The sequence below is a fragment of the Paramuribaculum intestinale genome (genome assembly GCF_030759015.1).
GTDB classification, from domain to species: Bacteria; Bacteroidota; Bacteroidia; order Bacteroidales; family Muribaculaceae; genus Paramuribaculum; species Paramuribaculum intestinale.
The window spans coordinates 2371510-2391161 of record NZ_CP098825.1; the positions used below are offsets into that span (position 1 = coordinate 2371510).

The 19652-nt window shown below is 56.1% G+C and carries 17 protein-coding genes; 9 read left to right on the forward strand and 8 right to left on the reverse strand.

The features are described from left to right. Nucleotides 1-14: 14 nt before the first annotated feature. Nucleotides 15-203, reverse strand: a complete 189-nt coding sequence (locus tag NF347_RS10665; RefSeq protein WP_148061039.1) for a hypothetical protein — start codon at nucleotides 201-203, stop codon at nucleotides 15-17. A 100-nt stretch (nucleotides 204-303) separates the two neighbouring features. On the opposite strand from NF347_RS10665, the gene NF347_RS10670 reads away from it, so the two are divergent. Further along, nucleotides 304-1200, forward strand: coding sequence for an HAD-IIB family hydrolase (locus NF347_RS10670; protein ID WP_161953378.1), 897 nt, complete (start codon nucleotides 304-306; stop codon nucleotides 1198-1200). Nucleotides 1201-1240: 40 nt separating this feature from the next. Continuing rightward, the gene (gene recO, locus NF347_RS10675; RefSeq protein ID WP_161553753.1) at nucleotides 1241-1945 is read left to right on the forward strand and encodes a DNA repair protein RecO; all 705 of its coding nucleotides are present in this window, start codon (nucleotides 1241-1243) and stop codon (nucleotides 1943-1945) included. A gap of 13 nt (nucleotides 1946-1958) precedes the next feature. Here recO and NF347_RS10680 read toward each other — a convergent pair whose 3' ends face one another. Next, nucleotides 1959-2360: a DUF4293 domain-containing protein gene (locus NF347_RS10680; RefSeq protein ID WP_107035062.1), complete on the reverse strand. Its 402-nt coding sequence runs from the start codon at nucleotides 2358-2360 to the stop codon at nucleotides 1959-1961. Nucleotides 2361-2549: 189 nt separating this feature from the next. Here NF347_RS10680 and surE point away from each other — a divergent pair, with 189 nt between their 5' ends. Together surE and NF347_RS10690 are read left to right on the forward strand one after the other, a co-directional pair. After that, the gene (gene surE, locus NF347_RS10685; RefSeq protein ID WP_107035061.1) at nucleotides 2550-3314 is read left to right on the forward strand and encodes a 5'/3'-nucleotidase SurE; all 765 of its coding nucleotides are present in this window, start codon (nucleotides 2550-2552) and stop codon (nucleotides 3312-3314) included. A 38-nt stretch (nucleotides 3315-3352) separates the two neighbouring features. Beyond that, the gene (locus tag NF347_RS10690; protein ID WP_107035060.1) at nucleotides 3353-4039 is read left to right on the forward strand and encodes a Crp/Fnr family transcriptional regulator; all 687 of its coding nucleotides are present in this window, start codon (nucleotides 3353-3355) and stop codon (nucleotides 4037-4039) included. Between the two features lie 133 nt (nucleotides 4040-4172). Here the strand turns inward: NF347_RS10690 and NF347_RS10695 are convergent, their stop codons facing one another. Further along, nucleotides 4173-5348, reverse strand: coding sequence for a porin (locus NF347_RS10695; RefSeq protein WP_107035059.1), 1176 nt, complete (start codon nucleotides 5346-5348; stop codon nucleotides 4173-4175). 180 nt (nucleotides 5349-5528) lie between these two features. On the opposite strand from NF347_RS10695, the gene NF347_RS10700 reads away from it, so the two are divergent. After that, nucleotides 5529-6824 carry a histidine-type phosphatase gene (locus tag NF347_RS10700; protein ID WP_107035058.1) on the forward strand — a complete coding sequence of 432 codons (1296 nt, stop codon included), beginning with the start codon at nucleotides 5529-5531 and terminating at the stop codon, nucleotides 6822-6824. A gap of 184 nt (nucleotides 6825-7008) precedes the next feature. Then, complete coding sequence (locus NF347_RS10705) at nucleotides 7009-8403, forward strand: Gfo/Idh/MocA family protein (RefSeq protein WP_107035057.1); 1395 nt, start codon at nucleotides 7009-7011, stop codon at nucleotides 8401-8403. A 287-nt stretch (nucleotides 8404-8690) separates the two neighbouring features. Here NF347_RS10705 and NF347_RS10710 read toward each other — a convergent pair whose 3' ends face one another. From NF347_RS10710 to NF347_RS10720, 3 genes are all read right to left on the reverse strand, one after another. After that, on the reverse strand, nucleotides 8691-9194 hold the full coding sequence (locus NF347_RS10710) for an RNA polymerase sigma factor (RefSeq protein ID WP_107035056.1): 504 nt from the start codon (nucleotides 9192-9194) through the stop codon (nucleotides 8691-8693). Between the two features lie 476 nt (nucleotides 9195-9670). Further along, the gene (locus NF347_RS10715) at nucleotides 9671-10672 is read right to left on the reverse strand and encodes a malate dehydrogenase (RefSeq protein WP_107035055.1); all 1002 of its coding nucleotides are present in this window, start codon (nucleotides 10670-10672) and stop codon (nucleotides 9671-9673) included. A gap of 211 nt (nucleotides 10673-10883) precedes the next feature. Next, nucleotides 10884-11792, reverse strand: a complete 909-nt coding sequence (locus NF347_RS10720) for a helix-turn-helix domain-containing protein (RefSeq protein WP_107681363.1) — start codon at nucleotides 11790-11792, stop codon at nucleotides 10884-10886. Nucleotides 11793-12159: 367 nt separating this feature from the next. Between NF347_RS10720 and dapF the strand changes: the two genes are divergently transcribed. From dapF to NF347_RS10735, 3 genes are all read left to right on the forward strand, one after another. Next, nucleotides 12160-12981, forward strand: a complete 822-nt coding sequence (dapF, locus tag NF347_RS10725; RefSeq protein ID WP_262497743.1) for a diaminopimelate epimerase — start codon at nucleotides 12160-12162, stop codon at nucleotides 12979-12981. Between the two features lie 15 nt (nucleotides 12982-12996). Continuing rightward, nucleotides 12997-14229, forward strand: coding sequence for an LL-diaminopimelate aminotransferase (locus NF347_RS10730; protein WP_107035053.1), 1233 nt, complete (start codon nucleotides 12997-12999; stop codon nucleotides 14227-14229). Nucleotides 14230-14328: 99 nt separating this feature from the next. Next, nucleotides 14329-16515 carry a glutamine synthetase III family protein gene (locus NF347_RS10735; protein ID WP_107035052.1) on the forward strand — a complete coding sequence of 729 codons (2187 nt, stop codon included), beginning with the start codon at nucleotides 14329-14331 and terminating at the stop codon, nucleotides 16513-16515. A gap of 159 nt (nucleotides 16516-16674) precedes the next feature. Here NF347_RS10735 and NF347_RS10740 read toward each other — a convergent pair whose 3' ends face one another. Then, nucleotides 16675-17508 carry a DUF3298 and DUF4163 domain-containing protein gene (locus NF347_RS10740; RefSeq protein ID WP_107035051.1) on the reverse strand — a complete coding sequence of 278 codons (834 nt, stop codon included), beginning with the start codon at nucleotides 17506-17508 and terminating at the stop codon, nucleotides 16675-16677. Between the two features lie 279 nt (nucleotides 17509-17787). Next, nucleotides 17788-19626 carry a hypothetical protein gene (locus NF347_RS10745; RefSeq protein ID WP_107681362.1) on the reverse strand — a complete coding sequence of 613 codons (1839 nt, stop codon included), beginning with the start codon at nucleotides 19624-19626 and terminating at the stop codon, nucleotides 17788-17790. Nucleotides 19627-19652: the final 26 nt, after the last annotated feature.

Here is a 19652-nt window from a genome sequence, read left to right on the forward strand (position 1 = left end):
TTTTTCAGGGGGGCTTACAAAGGTCGGTGGTCTACGACCACTCCCCCCTGACGGCGGAGTGGAAGGAGGCGATCGTGAAGGCGGGGAGGGGGCAGCGCGGGAGGAGAGGGGGAGAGGTGGGTGAGCATCGCCTTGGTGGGGTTGGATATATTGGAGAAAATGGCTAATTTTGCGGGTGCATAGGGCGGATATGTGGGATTCATGCCGCCAACGATCAGTCACGACCCAATATCTGCAACATTTGCAAAACATATCTGCTACATCTACAACACTATATCCGCAATATCTGCAATATATCTGACAATGGACGATGTAACGCATTCTGACATGCTATGCGAGGCCGCGCGACGACATCTGTTTGTCACCGACCTCGACGGTACGCTTCTGGACAATGAGGGGCGTGTGCCTCCGATGACCGCGAGGGTGATCTCCGACCTGTCGCACATGGGCGCTCTCATCACCGTGGCCACCGCGCGGACTCCGGCGACGGTGGACCGCATACTCGCACACACTTTCACGCGCCTGCCGCTGATAGTGATGACCGGCGCCGCGCTGTGGGACCGCCCGCACCGCTGCTATGCCGATCCGCGTTCGATAGCCCCGGATCTGGCCGGGGAGGCCTACAGGCTGTGCCTGAGCGCGGGATTGAGTCCGTTTGTGTATAATCTGACCGACGACGGTATGCTCCACGTGCACCATGTGGGCGACATCTCGCCGCTTGAGCAACGGTTTATCCGTGACCGGTCGCAGCTGTTGCTCAAGCAGTTTCACTTCCACAGCGAGATGGCTCCGACATCGAGTTTCGACGCCACGATGCTGCTGCTGGCCATGGGTCCGGTGGAGGATGTGATGAAGCTTGGCGAAACGATGCGTCTCTCCATCGGTCTGACCGTGCAAGCCTATCCCGACAATTATGATCCGCGCCAGGGAGTGCTGGAGGTGTTCGCACAGGGAGTGTCGAAGGCCGCAGCGGTGAGGGCGATGGCCGAACGCACCGGCGCGGAGTGGGTGACGGTGTTCGGCGACAATCTCAACGACCTGCCGATGATGGAGGTGGCCGACGAGGCTGTGGCCGTGGCCAACGCCATGCCGGAGGTGATAGAACGCGCCGACACGGTGATAGGGCCAAACAGCGAGGAATCTGTGGCCCGCTACATACTTGAGTCGCTCGGATTAGTGGACTGCAACGACCGACACTGAACTACCCCGCTCCACGACGACCATGCAGGAAACCTTACATATGATAGCATTGAGGACAGTGGCCTACGCCGACGACCGCTCGATACTCTCGGCCTACACGCGCAGCCGCGGGTTCATGTCGCTGCTCGTGCGCGGCGGCAAGGGGCGCGAGGCGAGCCGTCGCAGGGCTTTGCTGCAGCCCATGTCGGTGGTGGAGTGCGTGGCCGACATCGTGCCGGGGCGCGATGTGAGCCGCATAATGTCAGTCAGGCCTCTGCGACCTATGCACGGGGTTATTTCGTCGCCGGTAAAGCAGACTGTGGCGATGTTTCTGGCGGAGGTGCTGGGGATAGTGCTTCGCAGCAGCCAGCCTGACGCGCAGACGTTTGACTTCGTGGCGCAGTCGGTGGCGGTGCTCGACGAGCTGCCCCGCGAGCGCACGTCCAACTATCACATAGCTTTTCTGAGGGGTCTGGCCGTGTGTCTGGGGATAGAGCCCGACGCGGGAGCCTACAGGAGCGGCATGGTGTTTGACATGGCCGACGGCATCTGGCGTCTCAGCGCCCCGCTCCACAACAGGTGGATCGGCAGCGACGAGGCGCGGGTGGCTGCGGCTCTTTGCCGGATGACGTATGCCAACATGCATCTATACAGTTTCGACCGCGCGGCACGCAACGCCGTGCTCGACCGTATAATGCAGTTCTACTCTCTCCACCACACCCGTCTGGAGGGGGTGAAGTCGCTCGACATACTCCGGTCAATGTAAAGGGGGCGACGGATCAGCGCAGACGATCGTAGGAACGGAGCAGCCGCTGGTCGGCATTCACACCGCGCCACGCTGCAATCTGAGCCACGACAGCCGCCGGAGGGAGCAGCAGAGTCCATGAGAGAGAGGAGAAGCCGGCTCCGTCGGCAACGAGCACCCCTACAAGCGCAAACGCCTCAGATATGATCGCGAACGCCATCGAAGCGACTATCACAGCCTTCTGACGCCCGTGGCTGCGGTAGAGGAATATCGCCACGAGGCAGAGCAGCGCCGAAACGAGCGCCGGCACGAGCACAAATATGTCGGAAGCCACTTCAATAGCCTTTCCGGCCACAGAGCCGAAGGGGAGAACACAGAACACCGCCATGACGGCCACGGCAGCAAGAAGCCAGAGAGATTGAACACGCTGTATCATATTGTAAATCTTAAGTAACTCGTAAAATCAGTTGACATTATTAAGCTCATCAGTAACCCGTGGCTTGCCGCGAATCACTTATCACATTCCAATTAATCCAATTTAACCGCAGCGAGCACTCTGCGGCGCGACAAAATTAAACAAAATCGGCGGATATTTTGTAACTTTGTCATCACTAACCGAAAAAAGATGGATCAGCGCACACTCATACTCATAACCAACGACGACGGCTTCGAGGCCGCAGGCATCAGGTATCTGGCAAAATGCGTCGGCCGCTGGGCCGATGTGGTGACGGTGGCTCCCGACAGCCCCCGATCGGGTCAATCGTCGGCCATAACGGTGAACAGCGAATTGTATCTTACCCGCCGGGCCGACGAAGAGGGCGCTCAGGTGTGGTCGGTCAACGGCACACCGGTGGACTGCGTGAAGCTCGCGATGCACGCCCTCTTCAGAGAGCGCCGTCCCGACCTGATACTGTCGGGCATCAACCACGGCTCAAACTCGGGCAACTCGGTGCTGTACTCCGGCACAATGGGCGCCGTGATCGAAGGGTGCACGCTCGGCATCCCGTCGGTGGGATTCTCGCTGCTCGACCATCACGCCGACGCCGACTTCAGCGAGTGTGGCCGCTATGTCGACGAGATAGCCCGCGGAGTGGCCGCATCGGGTCTGCCGTCGGGCATCTGCCTGAACGTCAACATCCCCGCCCGATGCAAACCCAATGGGATAAAGCTCGTCAGGGCATCCATGGGACACTGGATCGGCGAATACTCGCAGACAACCGCTCCCGACGGGCGCACCGCCTACCGGCTCACCGGCGAATACGTGGACCGCGATCCCGACGACTCCACGACCGACAACTACTGGCTCGGCCGGGGCTACGTGACAGTCGTGCCCACGGGCGTGGACATGACCGCCGACTGCAAAGACATAGCCTGCCTGAGGGAACTTTAATCAAAATCACCGTGTTAATCTATCAAAGACACAACGATATGGACAGCATGTATGAAATCCTGATGGGACTGCCGCTCTTCAACGGAGTGAGCCGTGAACGCATCAGCGAGGTGGTGGGACGCGCTCCCTTCCACTTCCTGAAGTATCTCGAAGGAGAGAGAGTGATAGAGCGCGGCGAGCCATGCACCCATATCAAATTCGTGATATCAGGCTCGGTCAGATCCACTGTGACAAGCTCCAACGGACGGTTTCAGGTGTCGCAGACTCTGGAGGCTCCCAACGTGATAGCTCCCGAATTTCTTTTCGGCCGCAACACCACGTATCCGGCCGAAGTGGTGGCCATGGAGCCTGCCGGAATCATGCAGATCTCGAAGAACGACTATGTGGATATACTCAACGCCGACAAGGTGTTTCTGTTCAACTTCCTCAACACACTGTCGGTCAACGCCCAAAAAGCTATCGACGGCGTTCTCGCCGTGGCTGCGGGATCGCTTGAGGAGCGCATAGCCTTCTGGATCATAGCGCTGACACAGCGCGGCGGCACCGACGTGAAGCTCATCGGACGCCAGCGCGACCTCTACTCGCTGTTCGGAGTGCAGCGCACATCGTTTATCTCCACTCTGGAGTCGATGCGCGAACGCGGCATCATAGAGTATGACCAGCACGAGATCAGGGTGAAATCGCGCCGCAAGCTGCTGGCGATGCTCTCGACCGACAACGAATGATCCCTCACACCGCATCCTTTATCACATCTTTTGCCCACATAATTAATTGAATTATAAAAACGAGCGTGCCGCAACTCCCGCTGCAGCACGCCCAATAGAAAAATTCAATTCATCGATATTGTCAGGCCGCGTGTCAGAACAGGATCTGAATGCGTGCCTGTATGGTGTTGACGTGACGGTTGCGCTGCGCGTCGGAGGAGCGCACGTCGGTATAGCTGTAGCGGAGACGTCCGATAACATACTTGTTGAAGTAGTAGTTGAGTGTCATCGACGCATCGTTGGAGATGCCGCCATGTATGCCGCTGCGACCCTGGTTGGCATCGGTGTAGTTGTAGCCGAGCACCATCTCGAGCGTACCCTTGCCGGGAGTGGCGAGTCCGGCGTCGCCATGCGAGTAGCCGTAGTCAGATCCGATAAGAATGCCGCGGAGCAGGCCGTAGACACCCTGCGCGCGATATGACTCGAATCCGGTGCGGCGCGCCACGTTCATATAGTAGTACTGTCCCTCGCATGCGATGCGTCCCTTCATGAGCAGCCATTCGGGCGAAAGTTTGAACACTCCTTTTGCATTGGTGACATCGGCTCCGAGCATTCCCTCCTTGCTGACACGCGTGGGAAATCCGGCCGACCAGTTGAAGTAGCCCTTTGATGCGACGGTCTCTCCGTCTTCGGCAGTTTCTGCCTTGTGGAGAGCCGACTGATACCAGAGCGACATGCCCACCTGCGCCACGAGTCCGGTGGCGTGACAGGGGCGCCACACCGCACGGTTGAGCGCTCCGACGCTCACCTTGCCCTGCTCGTTGGAGGGGGAGGTCATCGACGTTCCGGCCACGATGCCCGAGAAGCTAAGGAATGCCGGGCCGCAGTCGTGGACATATTCCAGACCGATATTACGTCCGGTGGCATTGAAATAGGTATCAGTGGTGGCGGCTTCCATCTGCGGCTTCATCGACGACGATGTGGCGGCGTTGAGTCCGAACTGATGAACGAAGTAGCCCGCACGGAGATAGTTCTCACTGTTGAAGGAATACTGTATATAGACATCCTTCATGCTGAGCTTGTTGAACGAATACCCGGCATCGATCTTTCCGGACCACTTGCCGTATGAGGCCTTGACACCCATACGTATGTCGGGTAGAGCCACTCCGTCGGCGAGTCCGTCGCCGTCGGGAAGATAGACAGCACCGTCCATAAGCACACGTCCGGTGGGTTTTACTGTCAGTTTGGGCTCGTCGTCGGCAGCCATTGCCTGCAGAGCCGGCATGGCAACTATAGCCATGACAGTCATCACTTTAGCAATTCCATTCATTTTTTTATTAATTTGATTGAAAAAATATCCGTTTTTAGTTAGAGATTGCAAAATTAATAAAATTTTAACAAGCTAAAACCTTTTTTTGTTCACATTGTTTGTAATATTGAATCCGATATTAATCCGATATTAATCCGATATTGAATCCGACCATTCACTTACTCACAATCATAAAATAACATGAAACTCTTCAACACGGCTCTCGCAGCCATCCTCCTCTCACTTCCTCTGGGAAGCGTAGCCCAACAGCAGCGTTCACCCGAATTCAAACAGAAATATCAGCTTAAAGAAGCTGTAGTGCTCAGCCGCCACAACATCCGCTCTCCGCTGTCGGACTCCAAGAGCGATCTGGGACGCATGACCCCTCATCAGTGGACCGTATGGTCGGCGCCCAAAAGCGAACTGACCCTCCGCGGCGGCGCCGTCGAGACAATGATGGGCCAGTATTTCCGCAAATGGGCCGAGGATGCCGGTCTGTTCCCCGAAAACCATCAGCCGTCGGCCGACGACGTCAATGTGCAGGCCAACTCCATGCAGCGCTGCATTGCCACCGCCCAGTATTTCACTTCGGGCTTCATGCCTGTGGGTGGCGTGGAGGTCAACCACCGTTACGTGCCCTCGAAGATGGATCCTCTGTTCAACCCTCAGCTCACGAAGGTGTCGCCCGAATTTGTGGCCATCGCGATGAAACAGATAGCCGAGCAGGGCGGCAAGAACGGCATACGCGGCATCAGCGAGCAGCTTCGCCCCGACTATGAGCTGATCATCGACGTGCTCGACGTCGACAAGTCGCCGATGACCAAGGACAACGATCCGAAGCTTAAGGCTCTCGACAACTACGATACGGAATTTGTGTTCGAGCAGTTCCGGGAACCGGGACTGAAATCGGGCTCTGCCCTGAAGACCCTCAACGGCGCCAGCGACGCCTTCATCCTCCAGTATTATGAGGAACCCGACACGCTCAAGGCAGCCTTCGGCCACAAACTGACACGCGCCGACTGGGAACGTCTCGCCCATATCAAGGACGTGTATCAGGACGCCCTGTTCACAGCTCCGATCGTTGCAGTCAACGTGGCCCGTCCGCTCATCCAGTATATGTATGACGAACTTCGCTCGCCCGACCGCCGGTTCACCTTCCTCGTAGGCCACGACAGCAATCTGTCGTCGGTAGCCACCGCCCTTGGTGTGGAGCCTTACGAACTGCCCGCCGCAATTGAGAAAAAGACCCCGATAGGATCGAAGATCGTGGTGGAGAAATTCGAAGGCAAAGATGGCAAGACCTACGCCGACATCAACATCGTGTATCCGACTCTCGAGCAGCTCCGCAACCTGCAGCTGATAACTCTCGACAACCCGCCGATGGTGTATCCGCTGTCGCTCGAAGGACTGGAGCGCAACGCCGACGGCCTCTATCTGCTCTCCGACGTGGAATCGCGCTTCGAGCAGGCTCTGCGTGCCTACGACGCGATACCGTAACTATCTGGCAATATTCACAATAAACAATCCATAATAGCACAGCCACTCCATCGCAGGGGTGGCTGTGCTATTTTTTTCAAAGCTGAACCGCTGTCGGATAACAAATTATTAGTATCTTTGTAAAAATATTCATTACGAATTTCAACAAACCAATCAACACCTTAAAACAATTATCAGTCAAGACATGAGCTTCAAGAGTATTATGGTAGCCTCGCTCTGTGCGATGGCGCTCTTCGCATCGTGTGGCACCGCCGACGCCAACCGCACGATTGTCACCGAAGTACCCGAACGTCCGGCCGGACAGGCCGACATGCTCGGCTTCGCCGCCGAACCGATGGATTCAGTACGCATCGGCGTGGTAGGACTCGGCATGCGCGGAGCGGATGCCGCCAACCGTCTCACCCTTGTGCCCGGCGCACGCGTGACAGCCATCTGCGACATAGACACAGCCCGTATCAACAAAGTAATGGCACGCTATGCATCACGCAACTATGGCCCCGTTGCCACATACGGCGGCGAGGAAGAGTCGTGGAAACAGCTCTGTGAGGATCCCAACGTGGATCTGGTATATGTGGTGACCGACTGGAAACATCACACTCCCATAGCATTATATGCAATGGAGCAGGGCAAGCACACCGCCATAGAGGTGCCTGCCGCTTCTACCCTCGAAGAGATCTGGGATCTCATCAACACTTCTGAGAAAACCCGCAAGCACTGCATGATGCTCGAAAACTGCGTGTATGACTTCTTCGAAATGAACACCCTCAACATGGCCCAGCAGGGTCTGTTCGGCGAGGTGCTCCACACCGAAGGTTCTTATATCCACAATCTTGACGAATTCTGGCCTGCCTATGCCAACAACTGGCGCCTTGAGTTCAACAAGGAGCGTCGCGGCGACGTATATCCCACCCACGGTGTAGGCCCCGCCTGCCAGCTGCTCGACATCCACCGCGGCGACCGCATGACCACTCTCGTGGCCATGGACACCAAGGCTGTCAACGGTCCGGCCGCATGGAAGAAGATGTTCGGCGAAGAGGCCGACACATTTGCCAACGGCGACCACACAATGACAATGATTCGCACCGCCAACGGCAAGACCATCCAGATACAGCACGACGTCGTGAACCCGCGCCCCTACAGCCGCATGTACCAGCTGACCGGCACCAAGGGCTTCGCCAACAAGTATCCCGTATCGCAGTATGCCTTCGAGCCCGAACAGCTCGACTCGGCTACAGTTCCCGACCATCAGAACCTCTCGGCCCACGGCGCCATCTCGCCCGAACAGCAGGCCGCACTGGTGGAGAAATACACTCACCCGATCATCCGCGAGGTGGGCGACGTAGCCAAGAAGGTAGGCGGCCACGGCGGCATGGACTACATCATGGACTATCGCCTCGTCTACTGCCTGCTCAACGGTCTGCCCCTCGACATGGACGTGTATGACCTGGCTGAATGGTGCGCTCTGACTCCCCTGTCGGAGATCTCGATTGCCAACGGCAGCGCCCCCGTGGAAGTGCCCGACTTCACCCGCGGCGGATGGGACAAAGTGAAAGGCTACCGCCACGCTTTCAAGAAGTAATTCCGAATCAGACCCACAAATAAAATCCCCGCCGGACGCTCATAGGGCATCCGGCGGGGATTGCGTTTTTTTTAGAGATTGTTTGAACTTCACTTCTATTCACTCAAAGAGGATTTTCGGAGAGATTTGCGTGAGTTGATGAGGGAGCGATGCGGGCATCGTGACCGATGAAACTTGACGCAAATCGCCCGAAAAGACCTTTGAGGGGATAGAAAGAAGTCCCTATTTATTTCTTCGTGTTAAATTCAAACACTCTCTTAATCATTTATCTGCATCGACCCGACGGCTCAGCGGTAGTCGGCGAAGCGTGTCTGGAGCTGTTGGCGCGCGAAGAATATGCGGCTCTTGATGGTGCCCAGCGGCAACTGCATCTTTTCGGCGATCTCGCCGTACTTGTAGCCAGCCACGTGCATCGAAAAGGGTATGCGGTATTTGTCGGGGAATTCGTTGATGGCGTCGGTGATCTCCTTGGCGCCGAACGAGCCTTCGGGAGTTTCCAGGCCCGAGTCCTGGCTGAGGTTGAGATGGTAGAGATCGTCGGTCTGGTCGATGACCGTGGCCGAGCGCACCACGCGGCGGTAGTTGTTGATGAAGATGTTGCGCATGATGGTGAACACCCATCCCTTGAAGTTGGTGTTCTCGACATATTTGTCGGCGTTGTCGAGGGCTTTCAGCGTGGTATCCTGAAGCAGATCGTAGGCATCGTCGCGGTTCGATGTGAGCATGAAGGCGAAGTTGAGGAGGTTTGCCTGGAGTCCCATGAGTCTGGATTGAAAGTTTGCTGTAGCCATTGTAGTGAGGTTTTAGAGGTGTAATGGGTTGTTATGTCGGGTTTGTCAGCACTGATGTTACAATTCGTTGACAATGCAAAGTTACGGAGAATTACAGCTCTACAAGTGTTTTTGTGTTAAACGAAGTTAAATCAGTTACAGCCTTGTTACATCGAACATTCATCAAATATTATCACATTGATATATTGAATATTATAAAGTTCAGTAACATCACGCTACTTAACGGAACGTTTCTATAATTTCCTTGCAAATACCTTCTCCCATAGGAGGACGGGAGCAGCCAGAGCCATCGGAGTAATCGGAACCATCAGAATAATCAAAGGCTGCAGAGCCGAGCCCGGCGCTGTTCGGCGAGGTATGTCGTGGGTGCCAATGTCACGTGCAATCAGGTGTCCCGGCTGACGCGAATATAGCGAGAGCGGCCGCGCGATGGCGCGACCGCTCTGCATAGAGGTATATAAGACCGTGTAGACGGTTTACTTGATGTTGGGGTTGAGTGCGTGCCACTCGTTGACGGGGGGAAGCACGCCCAGAGAGATCACTTCGTCGCGGAGTGTGCAGAGGTGCTTGTAGCTCTGCTCAAGCTCTGCCTGCTCCTGCGGTGTGCCCTGGGGTTCCTTGCAGTGTACGCCGTTCTTGTCAATGACGGTTTCCATAGCCATCATGATGTGGTTGAAGCGGTCGTCGTCGACATAGCATCCTGCGGGCCATGTGAAGGGCTTGCCTCCCATGGCTGCGGCGATCATCTCGATAGAGATGTAAGAGGGGCTCTGGAACGAAGAGCGGCCGCGGAGGTCGATGATGTTCTTGCCGCCCTGCACCACGCGCACACGGAGTTCTTCCCATGCCTTGTCGGGGAATTCGGCTGTGCCGATGATTTCGGTCAGAGGCTTGCCGTCGACCTTTGTAGTGGAGGCATAAACGGCCATCTGCTCGCCGTGTCCGCCGTAAGTGCGGCTGTTGACGATCTTGTCGGGCGAGATGTGGAACTGTTTGGCAAGCTCGCTGCGCAGGCGTGTGCTGTCGAGAGCGGCGAGTGTGGTCACCTGCGAGGGCTTGAGGCCGGCATAGAGCAGGGTGATCAGACCGGTGATGTCGGCGGGGTTGAAGATCACGACGATGTGCTTCACGTCGGGGCAGTAGGCCTTGACGTCCTTACCGAACTGCTCGGCGATCTTGGCGTTGCCGACGAGGAGATCCTCGCGGGTCATGCCGGCCTTACGGGCTGCGCCGCCCGAGTTGACGATATATTTGGCTCCGGTGAGGGCTTCCTTGATGTCGGAAGTGAAGGTGATGTTCACGCCTTCGAATCCGCAGTGGAAAAGCTCTTCGGCCACTCCTTCGAGCGCGGGAGCATAGGGGTCGTAGAGACAGATGTTGGGGGTCAGACCCATCATGAGGGCGGTCTGAGCCATGTTGGAGCCGATCATGCCTGCGGCACCAACAATCACGAGTTTTTCGTCGGTCAGAAAGTTCATTTTTTTTAGAGTATTAAGAAGTTATAACTATTATATATCCTTGAATTTCGCATCAAGCACCGGGCTCCTATGCCACCCCGCGCTTGATTTCACAAAAGTAACGATATTTTCGTAATCAACGTTCATCAAGAAGCGTTTTTTTTAGCCAACAATATCCAACAATAGTTATACGACGCCAGGGCGGCCTCGCCAATAGTCTGTCGGGGATCTGTCAGCTGCGCTGAAACTGCGTGGGCGACATGCCTGTGAGGTGCTTGAAATATTTGCCGAACGACGACTGGTTGGTGAAGTTGAGTTCATATGCTATCTGCTGAACGTTCTTGCCGGAGAAGCGCAGCAGGTTCTTGGCCTCGAGTATCACATAGTCGTCGATCCAGGCCGATGCCGGCCGTCCGGTGGCTTCTCTGACCACTATCGACAGATATTTGGGCGATATGAAGAGTTTAGACGCATAGAAGCTGATGGACCGCTCTCTGCGGTGATATTCCCTGACAAGCTGCATGAACTCCTTGACATAGTTGTGGCGGCGTGTCGAAGGCCGCTCTGCCGACGAGTCATCGGCCACCTCGCGACGCTTGCCGAACTGCATGAGCTGATAGAATGCGGCCGCGATGACGGATCGGGCTATAGACCGGATGAACACGGCCTCGGTGTTGCCGCGCGTATTCTCCTTAACAAGTGCAAAATATCGCCTGAGCAGCATCATCTCTTCGGGCGTAAGCAGCATCAGCGGCGAGTGGCTTCCCGACACTCCAATGGAATTGAGCGTATTGATATCCAGGTTTATGTCGCGCATGAATTCATGCGATACGAAAAACAGGCATATATCGAAGTCGCCATCGTCGATATGCCGAGGCTGAAATAGACTTTCCGGCCCGACAAGCAGCACAGAGTCGGGTATCATACCGTAAGTGGCAAGGTTGACATCGACCGTCATCCTGCCCTTGAGCATCAGTATTATCGCCAGCCCGGTCACACGCGTCGGCGTCCCCGAAAGAATACCCTCGATCGGCAGCCTGTCGAAGCGTGCAAAAAAATAGTCGTCGCCAAAATTGCTGAAATCGGAAGCGTAGCGCTGAAGATCCTGCTTCTGTGAACGACTGATTTCATGATCCATCATAACGTATGAATTCGGTTACGTGTGTTGACACAGACTACTCACGCAGCCTTGAGGCGCAACGTGAGGCATAATTGAACGCAAGCCGGACCATCCATCCGACCGCACAAAATTAATATTTTTGTAACAAACGGCAACATTTTGCAGCCAAAACTGCCAAAATTCAAACTTTTTTACCAAATAAATCTGCCAGAAAACGTTTACTGTCATACAACGAAAACGTTAAGCCAAGGCACTAAACCGTCAGAAGAAGCCGTCAAGGATGCAATGAGTAGATTTTTTTTGCGTTAAAAAATGGTCGTCCGACGTCATTTCTGAATTATTTGATTAATTTTGCGCCTTAATTTTTACGAATTTCAATTTTCCTGCTGTGGAAGAGATCAGATTCACAAAGATGCACGGCATCGGCAACGACTACATCTATATTGACTGCATGGAGTCGGAACCGGAATCCCCCGACACTCTGGCGAGGGAGATATCTGACCGCCATACAGGCGTGGGCGGCGATGGAATAGTGATGATCTGTCCGTCGGACAAAGCCGACTTCAGGATGCGAATATTCAACGCCGACGGTTCGGAAGCCCGGATGTGTGGCAACGCCTCGCGCTGCATAGCCAAGTATGTGATAGACCAGGGGCTGACCGACCGCACCGACCTCACTCTCGAAACACTTTCAGGCATACGCCGGCTGATGGCCCGCAAAGGGTCCGACGGCAAGGTGGAGAGCGTCACCGTCGACATGGGACGCCCGGAGGTGGGTGTCGTCGACACCGAGGTGGCGCTGCCCGACGGCAGCCGTCACAGACTGACAGCCGTGTCGATGGGCAATCCCCACGGAGTGATATTCACCGACGATCTTTCCGACGCAATGGTGCTCGGCCACGGCCCGGAACTTGAAAGACACCCGATGTGGCCCGACCGCGCCAATATAGAGTTTGCACGCACAGATGCACCCGACCGGATAACGATGAGGGTATGGGAACGCGGTTCAGGCGAGACCATGGCCTGCGGCACCGGCGCCTGCGCCACACTGGTGGCGGCGGCAACCAACGGACTGGCCGGTCGCAAGGCCGAGATAAGTCTGCCGGGCGGCCGGCTGACGATAGAGTGGCTGCCGGAGAGCGAAGGGGGTCACGTGATGATGACCGGGCCGGCCACAGAAGTGTTTACCGGCACTTATATCAGAAACTGACACACGATTTACACAATGGTACATATCAACGATAATTTCACCAAGCTTCCGTCGGCCTATCTCTTCTCCGACATAGCCCGCAAGGTGGAAGCGTTCGCCGCGTCTCATCCCGGCGAGAAGATCATCAGAATGGGTATCGGCGATGTGACCCGGCCGATATGCCCCGCAGCCTCGGAGGCTCTGCATCGCGCCACCGCCGACGAGAGCGAGGCGGCGACATTCCGCGGCTACGGTCCGGAACAGGGCTATGGCTTCCTGCGCGAGGCGATAGCCGAGGGTGACTACCGCAGCCGGGGAATAGAGGTGAGCGCCGACGAGATATTCGTCAGCGACGGCGCCAAGAGCGACACCGGAAACATAGGCGACATACTTGCGTCCGACACACGGGTGGCTATGACCGATCCGGTGTATCCCGTATATATCGACACCAACGTGATGGCCGGACGCGCCGGCACACTCGGAAGCGACGGACGCTGGAGCCGCATCATATATCTGCCGGTGACGGCCGGGAACGGATTCGTGCCCTCGCTGCCGTCGGAGCGGCCCGACGTTATCTACCTTTGTTTTCCCAACAATCCTACCGGCACCGTGCTCACCCGCAGCCAGCTGAAAGTGTGGGTGGACTATGCGCTCCGGGAGGGTTCGCTGATATTGTTTGACGCCGCCTACGAGGCCTTCGTCAGCTCTCCCGAGGTACCGCGCTCGATCTATGAGATAGAGGGCGCGCGACGTGTGGCGATAGAATTCAGAAGTTTTTCCAAGACAGCGGGGTTCACCGGCCTGCGGTGTGGCTACACGGTGATACCGCGCGAACTTTGCGGCCTTGCTGCCGATGGCAGTGAGGTGAGCCTGCACCGCCTGTGGCTCCGGAGGCAGACCACGAAATTCAACGGCGCATCGTATCTTACGCAGCGCGCCGCCGAGGCGATCTACTCCGAGGAGGGGCGCCGTCAGGTGGCTGAAACGATAGCCTACTACAAGCACAATGCGTCGACACTGCTGACATCTCTGCGCGAAGCGGGTCTGGAGGCCTATGGCGGAACCGACTCTCCTTACATATGGCTGCGGACTCCCGACGGCATGACGTCGTGGGGCTTTTTCGACATGCTGCTGGAGCGCTGCCGCGTGGTGGGCACTCCGGGTTGCGGATTCGGCCCGTCGGGCGAGGGCTATCTGCGTCTGACAGCGTTTGCCACCCATGAGGCGACAGCCGAGGCGGCAAGCCGCATCGCGGCGCTCCGCCTATAGAAAAAAAATCAGGCTGACAATCATGACAAAAGACCCGGCCGGTAGATAGCTCGAAAGCCGGAACAACAATAAATATTAACCGTTAAAGCTAACGAAAAGATGGAATCATTGAGATTCAAAGTGGTCGATGAAGCGTTTAACCGCAAGGCCGACCCGGTGGAAATCCCGAGTGAAAGACCCGAAAAGTATTACGGCAAGTATGTGTTCAACCGCCAGAAGATGTTTGAATACCTGCCTGCCGACACCTATCAGGCGCTCTGCAGCGCAATCGACAACAAACAGCCTCTGCAGCGTGAAGTGGCCGACAGCGTGGCCGAAGGGATGAAGCGCTGGGCGCTCGACAACGGCGCTCGCCACTATACCCACTGGTTTCAGCCTCTGACCGAAACCACCGCAGAGAAACATGATTCCTTCATAGAGCACGACGGCAAGGGCGGAGTGATCGAATGCTTCAACGGCAAGCTGCTCGTGCAGCAGGAGCCCGACGCGTCGAGCTTCCCCAACGGCGGCATCCGCAACACCTTCGAGGCCCGCGGATATTCGGCATGGGACATATCGTCGCCGGCCTTCATCATAGGCAACACCCTGTGCATACCCACCATATTCATATCCTATACAGGCGAAAGCCTCGACTACAAGACTCCCCTGCTCCGCGCGCTCAACAGCGTTGACAAGGCGGCAACCGCTGTGGCGAAGATGTTTGATCCGGATGTGGAGCATGTGCGCACGTATCTTGGCTGGGAACAGGAGTATTTTCTTGTCGACGAGAGCCTTTACTCGGCGCGTCCCGACCTGATGCTCACAGGCCGCACCCTCATGGGGCATGAATCGGCCAAGAACCAGCAGCTCGAGGATCACTATTTCGGTGCCATACCTTCGCGCGTGGAGGCGTTCATGCTCGACCTCGAGATAGAGTGCCACAAGCTCGGCATTCCCGCCAAGACACGCCACAACGAGGTTGCCCCAAACCAGTTTGAGCTTGCGCCGGTATTCGAGGAAGCCAATCTGGCCAACGACCACAACCAGCTGATCATGTCGGTGATGGCCGAGGTGGCGCGCCGCCACCACTTCCGCGTGCTTCTCCACGAGAAGCCCTTCGCCGGCATCAACGGTTCGGGCAAACACAACAACTGGAGCCTCGGCACTGACAAGGGCACCCTGCTCTTCGCTCCCGGCCGCAGCCACACCGACAATCTGCGATTCCTGACCTTCACGGTCAACGTGATGGCGGCCGTACACCGCCACAACGCCCTGCTCAAGGCATCGATAATGTCGGCCACCAACGCCCACCGTCTGGGCGCCAACGAGGCTCCCCCGGCCATCATATCGATATTCATGGGTTCGCAGATAGCTGGCATACTTGAGCGCATCGAGCACTCCACCAACGCCGAGCTTACCAATCTGGCCGCACGCAAGGAGCTGGAGCTGAACCTGAGTCAGATACCGGAGATCATGCGCGACAACACCGACCGCAACCGCACTTCGCCCTTTGCCTTCACCGGCAACAGGTTTGAATTCCGCGCCGTCGGCTCTTCGGCCAACTGCGGCGCCGCCATGATAGCGCTCAACGCAGCCGTAGCCGAGCAGCTCATACTCTTCAAGAAAGCCGTCGACGAGCGGATGGCCTCCGGCCTGAGCCAGAACGACGCGATACTTGAGGAGATCCACATCCTGATCAAATCGTCGAAAGCGATACATTTCGACGGCAACGGCTACTCAGACGAATGGAAGGAGGAGGCTGCCCGCCGCGGTCTTGACTGCGAGACGTCGGTGCCGCTGATTTTCGACGCTTATCAGCGCAAATCGTCGGTGGATATGTTCCGCACCACGGGAGTGTTTTCCGAAGTGGAGCTTGCGGCCCGCAACGAGGTGAAATGGGAGATGTACACCAAGAAAGTGCAGATCGAGGCCCGTGTGCTCGGCGATCTGGCAATAAACCATGTGATACCGGTGGCCACGCAGTATCAGTCGATACTTCTCGACAATGTGCTGAAGATGCGTCAGGTGTTTGGCATCGACCGCACGGATCTCACCGCCTCGGTGACCGACTCGATCGAGAAACTCACCCAGCACATCACCGTCATACGCGAGGAGGTGGCCGCGATGGTCGACGACCGCCGTGTGGCCAACCGTCTGGAGTCGGAGCGCGAGAAGGCTCTGGCCTACCACGACCGTGTGGTGCCCCACATGGACACTATCCGCTATCATATCGACAAGCTTGAGCTGATGGTCGACAATGAGATGTGGCCTCTGCCCAAATACCGCGAGCTGCTTTTCATACGCTGACGCGCTGCCTGCAATATAAAAAAAATCCACGCCCGGAGAGCCAAGAGCCTTCGGGCGTGGATTTTTTCGGGGGGATCGAAGTAATCAGAGCTATCGAAGTAATCGTATATTCTGTCGGAGTAGAGAGGAGAGAGTAGAGAGAAGAGAGTGAGAGCGGGATCAGAGGTGGAGGGAGGGGTCGAGAAGGGGGCGGAGGTCGTCCATGGGGATGGTGCAGGAGGGCATACCGGCTGCGTAGGGTGCGATCTCATATTGCTGGTAGATGACTTCGAGTCCGCGTGGCGTCAGTGCCGGGCCTGCGGCGGGAAGCTGTATCTCCGACGGACTGACCAGGAGCATGTCGGCCAATGCCTCGGTGGTCGACACCTCGAAGTATTGCTCCATGAGCGCGCGGCGTATCATGTCGAGCAGCTGGGTCTGCTTGCCGGGAGCGATCAGCGAGTCCCATGTGATCTGCCGGCCTGAAGGGAGGGCGAACAGAGCAGGGATGACGTATGCCGAGCCGTGGGCGCCTCCTTGGTAAGTGTAGCCGCTGAAACTGAACGTGGCGTAGCCCGGGGTTACGGCCACGGTGTCGGCGGAGTAATCGAATGTATAGGACATATCTCTGTCGGGCATTTCGGAGCGCATGGAAGCGAAATCGCGAGCCGACATGGCCAGAAGCGAATCGGCCACTTCACGCGCCACCGACGGGACCGACTCAGCTCCGGAGGCAGTGAAGGCCGTGGGGCCATATTCTCCGGCCGATGCCGCCGACATGACGTCGGCTATCCACTGACGGATGGAGTCGGCCGCGGCATCTCCTCCTACAGGATAGACGAGCCGGATATTGACCGATGCCTGCGATCCGTCGCGGCTGACCGAGTCGGCAAGCGCTATTGAATCAAGCGGCATATATGCCGACGGATCGGTGGCCGGCGCTGCGCTGCGGTGCCCGCAACCAGTGGCTACAGCTGCAAGTGCCGGGATGACAAGATGTCGGAAGAAGTTCATTTAGAAGTGGATTATAGATTAACAAACGGTAAGTAACTCTCAAAAATCACTAATAGCCAATTTTGCGAGTCATTAATTTCTCACAAGTAGAAACATCGCAAAATTACAGAAAGTTTCCCTAAACGGCAAAATCATACCCTGGGCTGAATGCCTCGAACGCAAAAAGGAGGAAACAGACAGAGGGGCTGCATCGCATGACGCAGCCCCTCAACAGGTATAGAATGCTTGTCCAACACACTGACGGCATCAGATCCGACACCGTCACTGCATATAATCGATTCAGAGTGCCTTGACAGTATATGTCTTTGACATAGGCTTACGAACTTTCACAGGCATACCGTGGTCTGCAACCTTAGCTGCGGGCTTGGCCGAAACCGCGTAAGGCACTTTGACAGAAGAAACCGAAGCTTCTTCTTCATCGTCGGCTTTCGGATCGAGATCAAGGATCGCACACTCTTCGTTCCATGCGCAACGCCACAGATATTCTCCTGTTGCAGGATCTACGCCATTGTAAATACCTACACTTTGAGCGGGGAACACGAACTTGGTGCCATCGACAAGCTTACCGCTTTTAGCGCTTCCGACTGCAAAGCCCATGCTTATGGAAGAGGGCTCTACCACAACATTATCGGGATCGGTAGCATCGATGTAAACGTAGAAGTGACCGCGATCGCAGGGATAACCGTAGTAATCTCCCACTGTGGTTCCATCTTCGTCAAGCTCTGTTGCATACGGTTTAACGATACGGTAGTAACCGGGGTATTTGATGCTTTCCTGAACGGTAACGAACCACTGCATGGGCTGACGCGTGATCAGACCTGCGAAGAATGCATCGCTGTAAAGAGCCTGCACAGGCACTTCCTGGTCGTCAACGACCTTAGTAACAGTCTTCCATCCTGCATTCCAGTCGACAGTCTGCATCTCATAACGGAATGTATAGACATACTCGGTCTGCGCCTCTCCGGCGGCATTGACCGGGAGGATGACAACGGTATAATAACCGGTCGTGGTCATCTGGATCTCAAAGCTTCTGCCTGCGCTGTAGAGGCTTTCCGTATCAGCTGCTATAGCGGCCTTTATATCGGCGACTTTCTGGGCGATATCAGCATTGCCAAGCGCTCCGGGATAGATGCGGAAAGCGTAGTTGGCAACATCAGCGCCCTTGACAACATTGAGTATGGCATACTCCTTGCTGTCTTCGCTTACGAACGAACCGTCGTTGCTGACCATCATCTCATAGTCAGGGTATCCCGGGAGCTGCATATAGTCGAAGCCATCCGGGCCAGTCCATCCAAGCTGTCCTGCACCCTTGTCCCAGAAATAAGCCATATTTATGGTCATCAGTCCTGTAGCCTGGTCGAAGCGGCTTGTTTTCTCATAAGGAGTCGAGTCAAGCCCGCCAGCCACTTGCGTGGTGAAGGTGTACAAATCGCAGATCTGAACCTCATATTCTCCATTCTTGGCGCCTGTAGCCTGACGCGGAACAGTAACGATGTTGGTTTTCTTATTGAGCTGCACAAGTATCTCTTTTGGGAAAAGAGTTCCGGCAGCGAACTTGAACTCCTGAAGATCCGGGTTGACAAGCGACGTACGTGTCATAACAGGCTGCGACTCAGTAAATCCGAAAGCAGAGCATGTGTATACAGCCTCACCGGCTTTAGTCCATGCGGTCCAGGGAGCATACTGCAGCGTGATGGTCTGCTGCGACTTGCCGTAAGGAGTCAGATCAGCGCCCTCGATGGCAAGGCTGATGGTATATTTGGTTTCCTGCTGTATCTTCGAGAAGTCGAAGTCGATGGAGATGGGAGCAGTAGCCGATCCGTCGGCAAAAGCAGCCACGCTCGACACGGTGAAGATGTCGGTAGCCTCTCCGCCTACTGTAGCAGTGGCAGTGACAGGCACGGTGATGGCACCCGAAGTGTTGACGCGCTCGACGTTGACAGTGACGGATGTCTGGTTTTCCTCGATGTCGACAGCGGACGGTGTTGTAGTGGGGAAATAGACCTGCGGCGTGGAGAGCTGCTCTGCGGGATCATATTTCACCTCGTCGGTGCAGGCACCGAGTCCCCACATAGTGAGGGCCAGGGCCGGCAGAGCGAGTATTTTGTTGAATTTCATATTCTAAAAAGTATTATGATGCTTGA

Coding starts and splice junctions, on each gene's coding strand:
- recO (WP_161553753.1), top strand. CDS start 1,241: ATGATAGCATTGAGGACAGTGGCCTACGCCGACGACCGCTCGATACTC.
- NF347_RS10690 (WP_107035060.1), top strand. CDS start 3,353: ATGGACAGCATGTATGAAATCCTGATGGGACTGCCGCTCTTCAACGGA.
- surE (WP_107035061.1), top strand. CDS start 2,550: ATGGATCAGCGCACACTCATACTCATAACCAACGACGACGGCTTCGAG.
- NF347_RS10710 (WP_107035056.1), bottom strand. CDS start 9,194: ATGGCTACAGCAAACTTTCAATCCAGACTCATGGGACTCCAGGCAAAC.
- NF347_RS10740 (WP_107035051.1), bottom strand. CDS start 17,508: ATGAACTTCTTCCGACATCTTGTCATCCCGGCACTTGCAGCTGTAGCC.
- NF347_RS10670 (WP_161953378.1), top strand. CDS start 304: ATGGACGATGTAACGCATTCTGACATGCTATGCGAGGCCGCGCGACGA.
- NF347_RS10730 (WP_107035053.1), top strand. CDS start 12,997: ATGGTACATATCAACGATAATTTCACCAAGCTTCCGTCGGCCTATCTC.
- NF347_RS10700 (WP_107035058.1), top strand. CDS start 5,529: ATGAAACTCTTCAACACGGCTCTCGCAGCCATCCTCCTCTCACTTCCT.
- NF347_RS10715 (WP_107035055.1), bottom strand. CDS start 10,672: ATGAACTTTCTGACCGACGAAAAACTCGTGATTGTTGGTGCCGCAGGC.
- NF347_RS10665 (WP_148061039.1), bottom strand. CDS start 203: ATGAATCCCACATATCCGCCCTATGCACCCGCAAAATTAGCCATTTTC.
- NF347_RS10680 (WP_107035062.1), bottom strand. CDS start 2,360: ATGATACAGCGTGTTCAATCTCTCTGGCTTCTTGCTGCCGTGGCCGTC.
- NF347_RS10705 (WP_107035057.1), top strand. CDS start 7,009: ATGAGCTTCAAGAGTATTATGGTAGCCTCGCTCTGTGCGATGGCGCTC.
- NF347_RS10720 (WP_107681363.1), bottom strand. CDS start 11,792: ATGATGGATCATGAAATCAGTCGTTCACAGAAGCAGGATCTTCAGCGC.
- NF347_RS10695 (WP_107035059.1), bottom strand. CDS start 5,348: ATGAATGGAATTGCTAAAGTGATGACTGTCATGGCTATAGTTGCCATG.
- NF347_RS10735 (WP_107035052.1), top strand. CDS start 14,329: ATGGAATCATTGAGATTCAAAGTGGTCGATGAAGCGTTTAACCGCAAG.
- NF347_RS10745 (WP_107681362.1), bottom strand. CDS start 19,626: ATGAAATTCAACAAAATACTCGCTCTGCCGGCCCTGGCCCTCACTATG.